This is a genomic window from Achromobacter sp. 1014246743 (genome assembly GCF_059760725.1).
On the sequence record NZ_JCBANA010000011.1, the window covers coordinates 25,078 to 39,755 of the forward strand.

Consider the following 14,678-nt stretch of genomic DNA (forward strand, 5'->3'; position numbering starts at 1 on the left):
GCATGCGCAGAGTGCTAATACCCCTTGCGACATCAAGGATAGAATCACGCATCTTTTCAGCCGCGCGCAGCCCTTTTCTTTTCACTGTCTTTCACCGCATCATGCCGACCCGCCCGCGACCCGCCACCCCAGGGTTTCGCATCGCCAACGCGCCGCGGCGCCGGCCCCTGCTTGCGGCGATCTGCGGCCTGCTGCTGCTGGCCGGCTGCGAACCCGCCCGCGCGCCGCACGCAGGCGCCCCCCTTCCCAACGATGCCTATGTCTGGCAAAGGCGCTGGACGCCCGCCGTGACCGGCGCGCTGGCAGACGGCGCCGCATCCGTGCGGTCCTGGCGCGTGCTGGCCGCGGAAATGCGCGCCGACGGCGTCTGGTTCGATGCCGCGCCGGATCTCGCCGCGCTGGCCGCAACCCAGCGGCCGGTGGTCGCGGTGCTGCGGCTGGACGGTCGCGTGGGCGCGCTGCGGTCCGACGACATCATCGCTCGCGCCACCGCCACGCTGGCCGCGTGGCGCGATGCCGGCGTCGTGCCTGCCGCGCTTGAAATCGACTACGACTGCGCCACCTCGCAACTGCCGGCCTACACCGCCTTGCTGATCGACCTGAAGCACCGGCTGGTGCCCGGCGTGGCGCTGTCGATCACCGCATTGCCGACCTGGCTGGACAGCGCCGCGCTGGCCGCGCTGCTGGCGGTCCCGGACGAAACCGTGCTGCAGGTCCATGCCGTGCAGGATCCCGCGCTGGGTCTGTTCAACGCCAAGCGCGCACACGCCTGGCTGGATGCCTATGCGCGCCAGACCCATCGGCCGTGGCGCGTGGCCCTGCCCACTTACGGCAGCCGCGTCGCCTGGGACGACAGCGGCCGCATTGCCGCCGTCGAAAGCGAGCGCCCCGCCCTGATGCCTGGCGGCCGCTCGGCCGAGCTGCTGGTCGCACCCGCCGACATGGCGGCGTTTGTGGCCCAGCTGGACCGCGAACCGCCATCGGGCCTGGCGGGCATCGTCTGGTTCCGCCTGCCAACCGCCGCCGATACGCGCGCCTGGAGCCTGCCGACCTGGCGCGCGGTGCTCGCCCGCCAGCCCCTGACCGCCAACATGACCGTCGCGGCGCAAACCGCCGGCCCCGGCGGCGCGCGCAACGTGCTGTTGGCCAACCGCGGCAACAGCGATGCCCCGCTGCCCTTTGCCGTCCGCCTGGACGCCGCCTGCCGCGCGGCCGACGGCATCAACGGCTACACCCTTGAATACGACCGCCAGGGCCTGTATCTTCGCCGCGCGCAAGATGGCCTGTTGCGTGCCGGCGCCGAACGCGCCATTGGATGGATACGCTGTGAATCCGCAACCCCGAGCCTTCATGTACAACCGTAAATCGCTTGTCGCCGCCCTGCTGCTGGCCTGCGCCGCGGGCGCCGGCATCGTCATCGCCTGCGGTCCGGAGTTCCCGCCGCAACTGCTCGATGACCGCGCCGGCACGCTGCAAGGCACGCCCGCCAATTCCTTCGCCTACGAGGCCGCGCGGCTGGCGCCGGCCACCGACGCGCTGCGCGCCAGCGAATCGGCCCTGCTACCTGACGGGACTTACCGGTCCGACGCCATGCCGGAAGACTACGACCCGGCGCTCAGCGCGGCGCAACGCGACCAGATCCGCGCCATGCGCGCCAAGCCCGACGGCGATCAGGCCTATGCCGCTGGCGCGGGCCTGCCCGAGGCGGTACGCCTGTATGTCGCCGCCGCGGTGGACTACCGGACGGCCCCGCAAGGCCAGGGCGACGAGCGCCGGCACCGCGCCCGCAAACGCCTGCTCTCTATATTGGAGTTACCGGCCGAACAAGCCGCGACGCGCAGCGTCTGGGCGGCCTACCTGTTGGCGGAAATGGGGGACGTCGAAGCCGCCTACGCGCCGCTGGACGAGCATTCCCACGAAGCCAGCCACGATGCCGACGCCTGGCGCACGCACGACGCCGACGCCTACGCGCGCGTCCGCACCCTGGCGCTGCGCGGCGACGCCGATCCGCTCGGCCTGGCGGTGGCCAGCTACGGCCAGCAGGCCCGGCTATACCTGACCGGCGCGCAAGGCCCCTGCGTCTACGAAGACGGCGCCCCCGCCACCGAGTGCACCGACGCCATTGCGCCCGCCGACCTGAAACAGGCCATTCACCTGTACGCAGACCAGGCCGCCCGCGGTTCGGTCAGCGGACGAGAATCGCTTCGTATTCTCGCCCAGTGGGGGTTGAGCTCGCCCGCTCGCGCATCCCGCCTGATCGACGATCCGATCAGCCAGCGGCTGCTGGTAGCCTACGGGCTGGCCCGCGTGGGCGACATCGTCGACGGCAACCCGGACAGCGCCAACGACCTGTGGGCCACCTTCGACGCCACCGGCCGCCTGGCCCTGGCCGATGCCGCCACCGGCCGACCCGACCTCACGCCCAATCCCACGCTGCAGTCGCTGGTGACCGCCTTGCAGACGCAGGACCCGCAGCGCATCGCCGATGCCGACCGGGTGGCCGCGCTGGCGTATCGCGTGGGCCGCTACGACCTGGCGCAGGCGCTGGCCGAGCGGCTCGATACGGCGCTGGCCTGGTGGGTGCGCGCCAAGCTTGCCGTGCGCCAGGGCGACAACGAACGCGCCGCGCGCGCCTACACGCGGGCCTTGGCCGCGTTTCCGCGGGCCGACGGCAGCCTGGAACCCAACGCGGGTGCGCTGCTGAAAGCCGAGCAAGGCGTGCTGTCGCTGTCGCGCGGCCAATATGTCGAAGCGCTGGACCAGCTCTATCGCGCCGCCGCCCACCGGGATGGCGAAGCGCCGCCCGACGAAGGCTGGCCGCTGTCGCCGTACTGGAACGACGCGGCCTACGTGGCCGAACGCGTGCTGACGACCGATGAGCTCAAGGCCTACGTGGACCGCCAGGCCCCGGTGTCGCCGCCGCCCTCGCGGCCGCCTGGCTTCAACCGCTACACCACCGAGCAGTTCTACGAATGGAGCCGCCTGCACCAGCCCCCCGTGCACGACCGCCTGCGCCAGTTGCTGGCGCGCCGGTTGGTGCGCGAGGGCCGGGCGGACGAAGCGCTGGCCTATTTCCCCGCCGACGGCGATCCCCGCTTTGCCTCGCTGCAATACCAGGACGGCGACTGGAAGATCGTGGACTCCAACGTGCGCCAGCGCGCCGCCGAGTACAGCGACGCGCTGCAAGCCGCCGGCACCGCCTGGGGCCGCACCTCGCGCGCGCAGGCCTGGTACGCCGCCGCTACCTTGGCGCGTCGCGACGGCATGCGGATCATGGGTTACGAACAGGGCCCCGACTACGCCGTGTACGACGGCAGCTACGCAGCCGGCGCCGGCCGCGACGCCAATCCGTGGTGGCGCGAGGCCCGCGCCGACGCCGGCCAGCCGCTGGATACGCCACTGCAACGCGCCGAAGCCGACCTGCCCGGCCCCTTCGTGACGCAGGAAGAACGGGTGCGCTACGCCGCCAGCGAAGCCAAACCCGACGTGCGCTACCACTATCGCCAGATCGCCGCCGACTACGCGCTGAAGGCTGCCGACCAGTTGCCCACCCGCTCTCAGGCGTTCGCCGCCGTGCTGTGCCGCGGCGCGCGCTACGTCATCGACGACACGCCGGAACGCGCCACCGCCATCTACCTGCGCTATGTGGATCAGGGCGCGCAGGTGCCGTTCAGCGCCACCTTTGGCCGCGAATGCCCTGAACCCGACTTCCAGTCGGCCTCGCGCTTTCACTACATCCAGGCCTGGAAGGCATGGGAACGCGTGCGCCATCAGCATCCGGGGCTGCTCTTGGCCGGCGGCCTGCTGGCGCTGGCAGCGCTGGGTGCGGGTGTCCGGGCCTGGCGGCCGCGAGGCAGCAAACCCTGAGCGGGGCCTGCTGGGAAGCGGGGCTGCTGATAAAGAAGAGCGAAGCGCGCTCGGGCGCAGCCCCTAGGACAGCGCCGGCAGCTCGACCCGGCGCATCAGCTCGCGCCAGTGATCCGCCACCCGCGCGCGCACGCGCAGGTCGGCGCCCAGGCGCTCGGCGTCGATGAATTCGTAACGTGGGGCGGCCTCCAGCCGCTCCAGCAGCGGCAGCTTGACCAGACCGGCGGCATCGCCCACCAGCATCGGCGCCAGGTAGACCAGCAGTTCGTCGATGCAACCCGCCGCCACCAGCGCACCGCTCAGGCCCGCACCGGCCTCGACATGGACTTCGTTGAACTGCTCTGCGGCGAACCAGCGCATCATGGCGGGCAGGTCGACCCGGTCGGGTTCCTGCCCCGGCAGCGCCACCACCCGTACGTTCCTGGCCGCCAGCCGGGCTTCTTTTGCCGCATCGGCGCGAGCGGTGAAGACGATGACTTCGCCGCCATCGATCAGGCGCGCATCTTCCGGCAGTTCAAGACGGCCGTCGACCACCGCCCGGCGCGGCTGGCCCGGCGTGGCCACGCTGCGCGCGGTCAGTTGCGGGTCGTCCTTCAGTACGGTGCCGATGCCGGTCAGCACCACGCAGCTGCGTGCGCGCCAATGGTGCCCGTCGGCGCGCGCCTCTGGGCCGGTGATCCATTGGGACACCCCGTTATGCAGCGCGCTGCGGCCATCCAGCGACGTGGCCATCTTCAGCCAGGTCCAGGGCAGCCCGCGGCTCATGCGCGACATGAAGCCCGCGTTGATGGCCAGCGCTTCTTCGCGGCACACGCCGGTGGTAACGGCAATGCCGGCCTCGCGCAGCCGCGCCAGGCCGCGGCCGTTGACCAGCGGATTGGGGTCGCCCAGCGCCACCACCACCCGGGCCGGCTTGGCGGCCAGCAGCGCGTCCACGCAGGGCGGCGTGCGGCCGAAATGGCTGCACGGTTCCAGCGTGACATATACCGTGGCGCCGGCCACCGATTCGCCGCGAGCCTGGGCATCGCGCAGTGCGCCGACTTCGGCATGCGGGCCGCCCGGCGGCTGGGTCGCGCCTTCGCCCAGCACCCGGCCGTCGCGCACGATCACGCAGCCCACCCGGGGGTTGGGCGCCGTGGTGTACATGACGGTCTGCGCCAGCGCCAGGGCGCGCCGCATCCAGGTAAGGTCGTCGGAGTCATAAGGGTGCGTCATGCCTGCGATTGTATGTCCGCCGCCCGCGATGGGCACGGGAAGCGGCCGGCCGGCGGGCCTTGCGCTCCGTGCCGCGCTATGATCTTCGACAGGGCCCGGCCAGCATGTCCGTTTCGGGCCGATGCTGGTCTGGAGCCGGCCTCGCCCAAGGGGCATGCCAGGGCGACAATGCCTGCCATACCCCTTGAAATTCCACGGCACGGAGCCCGGAACCATGAAACAAGCACTGATAGTCATCGACGTCCAGGATTCCTTCCGGCAGCGTCCGTTTTGGGACGAGTCCGAATACCCCGCGTTTGTCTCGCAGCTCCAGGGCCTGATCGATTCGGCCGCGGCGCGCGGCATTCCGGTGCTGCAGGTGTTCCACATCAGCGCCGCCAACGACCCCGCCAATCCGTTTTCCCTGGCGTCCGGCCACGTCAGGACCCTGGACGAAATCCGCATTTCGCCCGACGCGGTGTTCCACAAGACGGTGCATTCCTCGCTGTACGGCAAGGCCGCCGACGGTTCGACGTTGCACGACTGGCTGGCCGCGAACGGCATCGAAGGCGTGATCGTCAGCGGCATCCGCACCGAACAGTGCTGCGAAACCACCACCCGGCATGCCAGCGACGCCGGCTACAAGGTCGTGTTCCCGACCGACGCCACTCTGACGTTTGCCATGCAGAGCCCGTCGGGCCAGCACTACACCTCGGCGGAAATTCGCGACCGCACCGAACTCGTGCTGCAAGGGCGCTTTGCCCGCATCGCGCGCGCCGCCGACGCCTTCGCCAGCGCCTGACCGGACCCACCAGGACAGGACGCCCCCGATGATTCCCGTGCACTTCATACTGCCCCGGGGCATCGTGCTGCTGGACGTGGCGGGCCCGGCCGAGGCCTTTCGCGTGGCCAACAAGCTGTGCCCCGACGCGTTCACGCAGCATTTCTGCGGCCCGTCCACGGAAATCGAAAGCGGCATTCCCGGCCTGCACCTGGCGCGCATCCAGCCGCTGCCCGACCAATTGCCGCCCGAGGCGCTGGTGATCGTCTCGGGCGTCGTGGGCAAGCCCACCCGCCTGGACGAACCCGAGGCGCGCCGCATCATCGAGTGGCTGGCGGTACGGCATCCGGCCGACGGCTTCACGCTGATGACCGTCTGCGCCGGCGCCTTATTCGCCGCCGCGGCCGGCCTCACCCGCCAACGCGAATGCACCACGCACCATAGCTGCCTGGCCCAGCTTGCCGCCATGGACCCGACGGCCCGGCTGCACGACAACCGCATCTTCGTCGAAGACGGCAACCTGGTCAGCAGCGCCGGCATCACCGCCGGCATCGACCTGGCGCTGCACATGGTGTCGCGCCATTGCGGGCCGCGCGTGGCCAGCGAGGTGGCGCGCGACATGGTGGTCTACCAGCGCCGCGCCGGCACCGATTCGGCGCTGTCGCCGTGGCTGGAACATCGCAATCACATGCATCCCGGCGTGCATCGCGTCCAGGACGCCGTGGTACGCAACCCGGCCGCGGACTGGTCGGCGCAATCGCTGGCCGAGCAGGCCCACACCAGCGCGCGGCACCTGACGCGGCTGTTCCGCGAGCACGCGGGCTGCACGCCCATGGACTATCTGTATCAGATCCGCGTCGCGCTGGCGCGCGACATGCTGCGCGAAACGCGCTTGAACCTGGAATTGGTGGCGGAAAAGTCGGGCTTCGGTTCGGCCCAGCACCTGCGCCGCGTGTGGCGCCGCTTCCAGCCGCAGACGCCAAGCATGGCGCGGGCGGAACCGCGGTAAACGGCGTTCGCCGTCATTCCTGCGCCGTCATTGCGCGCGGCGTTATTCCTTGCGCAGCTTGCCCGGCAGCAGCGGCCCCTGCATTTCGCGGATGGCCTCGACGAATTCGCCGATGTCTTCGAAGCTCTTGTAGACCGATGCGAACCGCACATAGGCCACCTTGTCGAGCTTGCGCAGCTCGTTCATGACCAGTTCGCCGATGTGCTCGGACGGCACTTCCCGCAGGCCGCTGGCCAACAGCTGTTCTTCGATGCGGGCCACGGCCCCGTCCACGTCTTCGGTGCTGACCGGCCGCTTGCGCAGCGCCAGGCTCAGGCTGGCGCGCAGCTTGGCCGGATCGTACTCGCTGCGGCTGCCGTTGCGCTTGACGACGGACGGCAGGGCAAGTTCCACCCGCTCGTACGTGGTGAATCGCTTGTCACAGGACTGGCAGCGGCGCCGGCGGCGGATGGCGTCGCCCTCTTCCGAGACACGGCTGTCGACGACCTGCGTTTCGGAATTGCCGCAAAATGGACACCGCATGTGTGATCCCTGAAAACACGGAAAGGCAATAATTCGTCGACATTGTAACGATGAAACAAACAAAAGGACGGCCCTTGCGGAGCCGTCCTTTTCGCAGGCTGGGCGGCTGACGCCGCCAGCGGCCGTCTTACTTCTTGCCGTAGACCGGCAGGCGCGAGGTCAGCTCGTTGACGCGGGCGCGAACGGCGGCGATGTTGGCCTCGTCACGCGGGTTGTCCAGCACGTCGGCGATCAGGTTGGCGGTCAGTTCCGCTTCGGCTTCGGTGAAGCCGCGGGTGGTCATGGCCGGGGTGCCCAGGCGGATGCCACTGGTCACGAAGGGCTTTTCCGGATCGTTCGGAATGGCGTTCTTGTTGACCGTGATGTGGGCCTGGCCCAGCACCGCTTCGGCTTCCTTGCCCGTGATGCCCTTGGAACGCAGGTCCACCAGCATGACGTGGCTTTCGGTGCGGCCCGACACGATGCGCAGGCCACGCTTGACCAGCGTATCGGCCAGCACCTTGGCGTTCTTGACCACTTGCTGGGCGTAAGCCTTGAATTCGGGTTCCAGCGCTTCCTTGAAGGCCACGGCCTTGCCGGCGATGACGTGCATCAGCGGACCGCCCTGGATGCCGGGGAAGATCGCCGAGTTGACGACCTTTTCGAACTCGGCCTTCATCATGATGACGCCGCCGCGCGGGCCGCGCAGCGACTTGTGCGTGGTCGAGGTGACGAAGTCGGCATGCGGCACCGGGTTGGGGTAGGCGCCGCCCGCCACCAGGCCGGCGTAGTGGGCGATGTCGACCATGAACAGCGCGCCGTTTTCATGGGCGATGCGGGCCATGCGTTCGAAGTCGATGTGCAGGGCGTAGGCGGACGCGCCGGCCACGATCAGCTTGGGCTTGTGTTCGCGGGCCAGTTGCTCGACCTGGGCGTAGTTCAGGACTTCGTTTTCGTCCAGGCCATACGAGATGAAGTTGTACAGCTTGCCCGAAGCGTTGACCGACGCGCCGTGGGTCAGGTGGCCGCCTTCGGCCAGGCTCATGCCCAGCACGGTGTCGCCCGGCTTCAGGACGGCCATGTACACGCCCTGGTTGGCCTGCGAGCCCGAGTTGGGCTGCACGTTGGCGGCTTCGGCGCCGAAAATCTGCTTCAGGCGGTCGATGGCCAGTTGCTCGACCACGTCGACGTATTCGCAACCGCCGTAGTAGCGCTTGCCCGGATAACCTTCGGCGTACTTGTTCGTGAGCTGCGTGCCCTGGGCTTCCATGACGGCCGGGCTGGCGTAGTTTTCCGAGGCGATCAGCTCGATGTGCTGCTCTTGGCGTACGTCTTCCTTCTGGATGGCGGCCCAGACGTCCGGGTCAGCCTTGGAGAGGGTGAGGTTGCGGTCAAACATGACGGGAGGTTCCTGAAGCGGGTAAGAGAGGGGGAAACTGCGCCCGGGCGGGTAAACCCGGATAATGACGAATAGTTTACCGCGTCACGCCAATTCCCTTGTCGCCAAAATGCCCCGAATGACGGCAAAATTCCCGGCAAGGGCGCGAAATTCCGGCCATTCCCCCGCCGCCGGAAAACGGGCTCAACCCGACTTGAGAAACTTTCATGCAAACCCAGACCTTGATCGCCTACACCCTGGTCGCCGCCGTCAGCGTCGTCACCCCCGGCCCCGCCAGCATCCTGGCCATGCGCAACGGCGCGGCCGGCGGCCTGCGCGCCGTGCTGCCGTCGTCGCTGGGCAATGTCACCGGCCTGTTCCTGCTGTCGGCCGCCGCCATGCTGGGCCTGGGCGTGGTGCTGCAATCGTCGGCGCTGCTGTTCGCGGCGCTCAAGATCGCCGGCGCCGCCTACCTGATCTACCTGGGCCTGCGGCACCTGCTGGGCAAAAGCAGCGTGGCCGCACCGCCACCCGACACCCAGGGGCGCGCACCTCGCGGCGCCTGGGCGCTCTACCTGGAAGCCACCTTCGTGGCAGGCCTGAATCCCAAGCCCATCCTGTTCTTCACGGCGCTGTTCCCGCAATTCCTGAACGCCGCCGAACCGCTGCTGCCGCAGTTCTTCATCCTGACCGGCATCTTCATGGGCATGTCGCTGCCCTCGCTGCTGGCCTACGGCCTCCTGGCGCGGCGCGCCCGGCGCCTCTTCCAGCAACCGCGCGCCGTGCTGTGGATCAACCGCGCGGTGGGATCGGTGTTCGTCGCCTTCGGCGTAGCGCTGCTGCGCTTGAAACGCGCGACCGGCTGATGGACACGCCTGCCGTCACCCAATAAAAAGGGCCGCATCAAAGCGGCCCTTTTTCACGCCCGGCGACGATCAGGACGCCGACGTCGCACCGATCTGCTTGGGTGCCAGCTTCGGATTGAGCGTGTAGGTACCCGTCACCGACGCCTGGGCCAGCACGTGCTTCTGCAGGGCCCGCAGCGCATCTTCACCCGTGAAGGCGCCCTGCAGGTTCAGCGTATGCACGTCCAGCGCGTACAGCGTGAACACGTAGCGGTGCACCAGCGCGTCGTTCCAGGGCGGGCACGGGCCGTCGTAGCCGAAATAGTCGCCGCTCATGTCGTGGTCGTTGGCGAACCAGGACGAATACGAGTTGATGCCCTGGCGGGCATCCAGCGGCGCCAGCGGGCCGCCCTTGCCACGCGGCGTGATGCCGTTGGAAAAGGTGCCCTCTTCGATTTCGCGCATGTCGGCGGACAGGTCCACCAGCACCCAGTGGAAGAAATCCACCCGCGGCAGGTCGGCCGGCACCTCGCGGCCTTCCTGGTTGACGTCGTCGGGCTTGGACGGCACGTCCGGATCGTGGCAGATCAGGGCGAACGACTGCGTCCCCGCCGGGACGTCGTCCCAGGAAAACTGCGGGTTGTAGTTGTCTGCCAGCGCGACGTGCGATTGCGCATCGATCTTGCCGAAGGCATAGCGCTCCGGAATCGACTCGTTATCGGAAAAAGACAAACTCGAGAGTTTCATGTCGTGCTCCTTGAAGTGCCGCAAAGGCGTCCCTGCCCCTGACCATGCCTCCAGCGTATCAAAAACTTTGCGATGATGGGTTCACAAAACTCGCAATCATGCATTCACGGTTACACGCGCGAATTTGCGCTTGCCCACCTGCACCACGTAGGTGCCCGCCGGCAGCTGCAACGATTTGTCTTCCACCCGGTCGCCGTTGACCCGCACGCCGCCTTGTTCGACGTTGCGCTGGGCTTCCGACCCGGACGCCACCAGGCCGGCCTCGCGCAGCAGCTTCAGGATGCCGACCGGCGCGCCGCCCAGGGTCACCTCGGGCATGTCTTCCGGAATGGCGCCGTCGCGGAACCGCGCCTCGAACGACGCCAGGGCGTCTTCGGCCGCCTTGGCCGAATGGAAGCGCGTGATGATTTCCTGGGCCAGCATGACCTTGGCGTCGCGCGGATTGCGGCCTTCGTCGATCGACTGCCTGAGCGCCGCAATGTCTTCCAGCGACCGGAACGACAGCAGCTCGAAATAGCGCCACATCAGCGTGTCGGAAATCGACATCAGCTTGCCGAACATCGAGTCCGGCGCCTCCGAGATGCCGATGTAGTTGCCCTTGGACTTGGACATCTTCTCGACGCCGTCGGTGCCCACCAGCAGCGGCATCGTCAGGATGCACTGCGGCTCTTGCCCATATTCCTTCTGCAGCTCGCGGCCGACCAGCAGGTTGAACTTCTGATCGGTGCCCCCCAGCTCCAGATCGGACTTCAGCGCCACCGAGTCATAGCCCTGCATCAGCGGATACAGGAATTCGTGCACCGAGATCGGGATGCCACCCTTGAAACGCTTGGTGAAGTCCTCGCGCTCCATCATGCGGGCCACCGTATAGCGCGAGGCCAGCTGGATCATGCCGCGCGCGCCCAGCGGATCGCACCACTCGGAGTTGTAACGGATCTCGGTGCGGGCCGGGTCCAGCACCAGGCTGGCCTGCGCATAGTAGGTCTTGGCGTTGGCCTCGATCTGCTCGCGGGTCAGGGGCGGCCGGGTGCTGTTGCGGCCGCTGGGATCGCCGATGGTCGAGGTGAAGTCCCCGATCAGGAAGATGACCTCGTGACCCAGGTCCTGCAACTGGCGCATCTTGTTGAGCACCACGGTGTGGCCCAGGTGGATGTCCGGTGCCGTCGGATCCAGCCCCAGCTTGATGCGCAGCGGCACGCCGGTGGCGCGGCTTCGGGCCAGCTTGCGGGCGAATTCGGATTCGACCAGCAGCTCATCGCATCCGCGTTTGGCAATACGCAGATCGGCTTCGACTTCAGGGGTAATGGGGGCTTCGGAGGGAGACATTTTTGGGGCGCCGCGACGGCTTCAGCCGATAAAAAGGTGTAAAAAGTGACGAAAACTATCGAAAATTCTAGCCGAATCAGCTAGGATACCGCCCTAATCATACGCAACTGTCATATATACGCAGTTGTGCTCCGGTCTACCACCCGTTTGTTCACAAGTTGCGCCCCGCGCCAGCCCTTGCCCCGGAAACCGTGGCGCGCGAGGGCCGTTCGTGTCACGCACCCTGCGAGCTCAAGCCACCTGAGAGGGTATCTTCACGATGAATCGTGGCCTCCACGACCTGGCGAGTAGCATCAAGCGCAAAGTTGCTGCCGTGTTTGCGCCCGTCGAGCCCAAGCCCCACCGCTCGGGACTTTTCCGCCGCACTCTCCTTGTCACCGCCATCGGCCTGTTTGCCGGCGCCGCCGCCCTGGGCATGGTGCAGCAACCCGACCGCAGCGAAATCCCCCCGTCCCGCATCATCCAGAGCGTTCTGCCACTGACCACCGAACAGGTCGAAGTCAGCACGCCCAGCGCCGCGCCGTACATCAGCGAAACCCGCATCCGTGCGGGTGACACGCTGGCCGCCGTGCTGCAACGCCTGGAACTCGATTCGCCCGATCTGCAAACCTTCCTGACCCACGACGCCAGCGCGCGCAGCATCTACAAGCTGTACCCGGGCCGTTCCGTGCAGGCCGCGACCGATGCGGAAGGCAACCTGATCTGGCTGCGCTACATCCACACCCCCGGCAACGAGGCTGACGGCCAGGTCGTCACCCGCATGCTGCACGTGGCGCGCACCGGCGACGGCTACAAGGCCGAAGAAATCACCGAGAACACCGATCGCCAGACCCGCGTCGCCGTGGGCACGATCCGTTCGTCGCTGTTCGGCGCCACCGATGCCGCCGGCATCCCGGATTCGGTCACCATGCAGATGGCCGACATCCTCAGTTCCAAGATCGACTTCCTGCGCGACCTGCGCCAGGGCGACCAGTTCCGCGTGGTCTACGAAGTGCGCTCGCACGACGGCCGCTACGCCGGCGCCGGCCGCGTGCTGGCCCTGGAATTCATCAACGGCGGCAAGACCCACACCGCCGTCTGGTTCAGCGCCGACAACAAGACCGGCTCGTACTACGACTTCGACGGCACCAGCCTGCGCGGCGCGTTCCTGCGCACCGCCCTGAAGTTCAGCCGCATCAGCTCCACCTTTGGCATGCGCATGCACCCCATCCACAAGACGTGGACGGGACACAAGGGCGTGGACTACGCGGCCCCCTCGGGCACGCCGATCCACTCCACGGCCGACGGCACGGTGGAATTCTCCGGCTGGCAGAACGGCTACGGCAACGTGGTCATCGTCAAGCACTACGGCAAGTATTCGACGCTGTACGCGCACCAGAGCCGCATCGCCGAGGGCATCACCAAGGGCACCAAGATCTCCCAGGGCCAGTTGCTGGGTTACGTTGGCGCCACCGGCTGGGCCACCGGCCCGCACCTGCACTACGAATTCCGTGTCGACAACCAGCCCATCGACCCGTTGTCGGTGGACCTGCCGGTCGCCCGCGCCCTCGAGCCTGCCGAAATCCGCGCGTTCAACCAGGCCGTGGGCCCGTACAAGCAGCAGATCCAGCTGCTGACCGAGTTCCAGCAGACCCTGCCCGACGCGCTGACGAACGTGGCCAGCCGCTAGGCAGCCCCGTCCGCATGACGCACCCGCAAGGCGGCCCGCGCATCTCGATGCCGGGCCGTTTTTTACTCAGGCGGACCTACTCATGACTGCTTCCACAAACACCCAGCTCTACATCGGATTGATGTCTGGCACCAGTGTCGATGGTGTCGATGGCGTGCTGGTTCGCCTGCCCGACGGCCAGCCGCCGCAGGTGCTGGCCAGCGTCAGCCTGCCCATGCCTGCCGCCCTGCGCGCCGAACTGCTGGCACTGAACCTGCCCGGCGACGACGAGCTGGCCCGCGCCGCGCTGGCCGCCAACGCACTGGCGCGCCTGTACGCGCAGGCCGTGACCGACCTGCTCGCGCAATCCGGCTTGCAAGCACAGGACATCGCCGCCATCGGCGCCCATGGACAGACCGTGCGCCACCGGCCCGACAGCGGCTATACGCTGCAGTTGAACGCGCCCGCCCTTCTGGCCGAACTGACGGGCATCGACGTGATCGCGGACTTTCGCAGCCGCGACGTGGCCGCCGGCGGCCAGGGCGCACCACTGGTACCGCCCTTCCACGCGGCCATCTTCGGCGCCACGCAGGGCCGCGCGGTGCTGAACCTGGGCGGCATCGCCAACGTGACCCTGCTGAACCCGGGCCAGCCGCCCCGCGGCTTCGATACCGGGCCCGCCAACGTGTTCCTGGATGCCTGGTGCCAGCGCCACCTGGGCCAGGCCTACGACAAGGACGGCCGCTGGGCCGCCACGGGCCAGGTGCTGGCGCCCTTGCTTGAACAATTGATCGCCAGCGAACCCTGGTTCGCCTTGCCGCCGCCCAAATCGACCGGCCGCGACCTCTTCAATCTACGTTGGCTGGACGACAGGCTGGCCGCCTATGACGGCCCTGCCCCCGCTGCGCAAGACGTGCAGGCGACGCTGCAACGGCTGACGGCTCGCACGGTCGCCAATGCCATCGATGCGGCCGCGGCCGATACCCGCGAGGTCTACGTCTGCGGCGGCGGCGCGCACAACACCGGCTTGATGCGTGAGTTGGCGTATTGCCTGCAACGCCCGGTGCAAGCGACCGACGCCCTGGGCGTGCCGGCGCAGCAGGTCGAGGCGCTGGCCTTTGCCTGGCTGGCGCAGGCGTTCCTGATGGGCAAGCCGGCTGGCGTGCCCGAGGTCACGGGCGCACGCGGTCCGCGCCGCCTGGGCGCGCTGTACCCGGCCTGACGGCCCGGGCGCGCAGCGCGCAAGCGAACGGGCCCGGGCGGCAACCCAAGGCCTGGGATAGCCCCACCTGGAAAATCGGCCCAAACCAATTGCCCAAACAAAAAGCCCTTCGGTATGCCGAAGGGCTTTTTTATCGCACGGGCACAAGCACCCGGCATCG

The 14,678-nt window shown here is 68.1% G+C and carries 12 protein-coding genes; 7 read left to right on the forward strand and 5 right to left on the reverse strand.

The window, feature by feature from the left end:
• Nucleotides 1-101: 101 nt before the first annotated feature.
• Nucleotides 102-1,364 (forward strand): DUF3142 domain-containing protein, encoded by a 1,263-nt coding sequence (locus AC6LJ2_RS06880; RefSeq protein ID WP_498151068.1) that lies wholly within the window; start codon nt 102-104, stop codon nt 1,362-1,364.
• Nucleotides 1,351-3,867, forward strand: coding sequence for a hypothetical protein (locus AC6LJ2_RS06885; RefSeq protein ID WP_498151069.1), 2,517 nt, complete (start codon nt 1,351-1,353; stop codon nt 3,865-3,867). Before AC6LJ2_RS06880 ends, AC6LJ2_RS06885 begins: the two co-directional genes overlap by 14 nt.
• A gap of 63 nt (nt 3,868-3,930) precedes the next feature.
• Here the strand turns inward: AC6LJ2_RS06885 and ribD are convergent, their stop codons facing one another.
• Entirely contained in the window at nt 3,931-5,082 is a 1,152-nt protein-coding gene (gene ribD, locus AC6LJ2_RS06890; protein ID WP_498151070.1) for a bifunctional diaminohydroxyphosphoribosylaminopyrimidine deaminase/5-amino-6-(5-phosphoribosylamino)uracil reductase RibD, read from the reverse strand.
• Nucleotides 5,083-5,296: 214 nt separating this feature from the next.
• Here ribD and AC6LJ2_RS06895 point away from each other — a divergent pair, with 214 nt between their 5' ends.
• Nucleotides 5,297-5,863, forward strand: a complete 567-nt coding sequence (locus AC6LJ2_RS06895; RefSeq protein WP_445658141.1) for a cysteine hydrolase family protein — start codon at nt 5,297-5,299, stop codon at nt 5,861-5,863.
• A 28-nt stretch (nt 5,864-5,891) separates the two neighbouring features.
• Entirely contained in the window at nt 5,892-6,851 is a 960-nt protein-coding gene (locus AC6LJ2_RS06900; RefSeq protein ID WP_445658140.1) for a GlxA family transcriptional regulator, read from the forward strand.
• Between the two features lie 42 nt (nt 6,852-6,893).
• On the opposite strand, the gene nrdR is transcribed toward AC6LJ2_RS06900, so the two are convergent.
• Together nrdR and glyA are read right to left on the reverse strand one after the other, a co-directional pair.
• Nucleotides 6,894-7,373 carry a transcriptional regulator NrdR gene (nrdR, locus tag AC6LJ2_RS06905; RefSeq protein WP_263914316.1) on the reverse strand — a complete coding sequence of 160 codons (480 nt, stop codon included), beginning with the start codon at nt 7,371-7,373 and terminating at the stop codon, nt 6,894-6,896.
• 127 nt (nt 7,374-7,500) lie between these two features.
• Nucleotides 7,501-8,751: a serine hydroxymethyltransferase gene (gene glyA / locus AC6LJ2_RS06910; RefSeq protein ID WP_263914317.1), complete on the reverse strand. Its 1,251-nt coding sequence runs from the start codon at nt 8,749-8,751 to the stop codon at nt 7,501-7,503.
• Between the two features lie 206 nt (nt 8,752-8,957).
• Here glyA and AC6LJ2_RS06915 point away from each other — a divergent pair, with 206 nt between their 5' ends.
• Nucleotides 8,958-9,596, forward strand: a complete 639-nt coding sequence (locus AC6LJ2_RS06915) for a LysE family translocator (protein WP_445658139.1) — start codon at nt 8,958-8,960, stop codon at nt 9,594-9,596.
• Nucleotides 9,597-9,665: 69 nt separating this feature from the next.
• On the opposite strand, the gene AC6LJ2_RS06920 is transcribed toward AC6LJ2_RS06915, so the two are convergent.
• Together AC6LJ2_RS06920 and tyrS are read right to left on the reverse strand one after the other, a co-directional pair.
• The gene (locus AC6LJ2_RS06920) at nt 9,666-10,322 is read right to left on the reverse strand and encodes a YbhB/YbcL family Raf kinase inhibitor-like protein (protein ID WP_263914319.1); all 657 of its coding nucleotides are present in this window, start codon (nt 10,320-10,322) and stop codon (nt 9,666-9,668) included.
• A gap of 96 nt (nt 10,323-10,418) precedes the next feature.
• Nucleotides 10,419-11,648 carry a tyrosine--tRNA ligase gene (gene tyrS / locus AC6LJ2_RS06925; RefSeq protein ID WP_445658138.1) on the reverse strand — a complete coding sequence of 410 codons (1,230 nt, stop codon included), beginning with the start codon at nt 11,646-11,648 and terminating at the stop codon, nt 10,419-10,421.
• Nucleotides 11,649-11,907: 259 nt separating this feature from the next.
• Here tyrS and AC6LJ2_RS06930 point away from each other — a divergent pair, with 259 nt between their 5' ends.
• Nucleotides 11,908-13,317 (forward strand): M23 family metallopeptidase, encoded by a 1,410-nt coding sequence (locus tag AC6LJ2_RS06930; protein ID WP_498151071.1) that lies wholly within the window; start codon nt 11,908-11,910, stop codon nt 13,315-13,317.
• Between the two features lie 82 nt (nt 13,318-13,399).
• Nucleotides 13,400-14,518, forward strand: a complete 1,119-nt coding sequence (locus tag AC6LJ2_RS06935; protein ID WP_498151072.1) for an anhydro-N-acetylmuramic acid kinase — start codon at nt 13,400-13,402, stop codon at nt 14,516-14,518.
• The last annotated feature ends 160 nt before the right edge of the window (nt 14,519-14,678 follow it).

Coding starts and splice junctions, on each gene's coding strand:
- nrdR (WP_263914316.1), bottom strand. CDS start 7,373: ATGCGGTGTCCATTTTGCGGCAATTCCGAAACGCAGGTCGTCGACAGC.
- AC6LJ2_RS06885 (WP_498151069.1), top strand. CDS start 1,351: ATGTACAACCGTAAATCGCTTGTCGCCGCCCTGCTGCTGGCCTGCGCC.
- tyrS (WP_445658138.1), bottom strand. CDS start 11,648: ATGTCTCCCTCCGAAGCCCCCATTACCCCTGAAGTCGAAGCCGATCTG.
- AC6LJ2_RS06915 (WP_445658139.1), top strand. CDS start 8,958: ATGCAAACCCAGACCTTGATCGCCTACACCCTGGTCGCCGCCGTCAGC.
- AC6LJ2_RS06895 (WP_445658141.1), top strand. CDS start 5,297: ATGAAACAAGCACTGATAGTCATCGACGTCCAGGATTCCTTCCGGCAG.
- AC6LJ2_RS06935 (WP_498151072.1), top strand. CDS start 13,400: ATGACTGCTTCCACAAACACCCAGCTCTACATCGGATTGATGTCTGGC.
- AC6LJ2_RS06880 (WP_498151068.1), top strand. CDS start 102: ATGCCGACCCGCCCGCGACCCGCCACCCCAGGGTTTCGCATCGCCAAC.
- AC6LJ2_RS06920 (WP_263914319.1), bottom strand. CDS start 10,322: ATGAAACTCTCGAGTTTGTCTTTTTCCGATAACGAGTCGATTCCGGAG.
- glyA (WP_263914317.1), bottom strand. CDS start 8,751: ATGTTTGACCGCAACCTCACCCTCTCCAAGGCTGACCCGGACGTCTGG.
- AC6LJ2_RS06900 (WP_445658140.1), top strand. CDS start 5,892: ATGATTCCCGTGCACTTCATACTGCCCCGGGGCATCGTGCTGCTGGAC.
- ribD (WP_498151070.1), bottom strand. CDS start 5,082: ATGACGCACCCTTATGACTCCGACGACCTTACCTGGATGCGGCGCGCC.
- AC6LJ2_RS06930 (WP_498151071.1), top strand. CDS start 11,908: ATGAATCGTGGCCTCCACGACCTGGCGAGTAGCATCAAGCGCAAAGTT.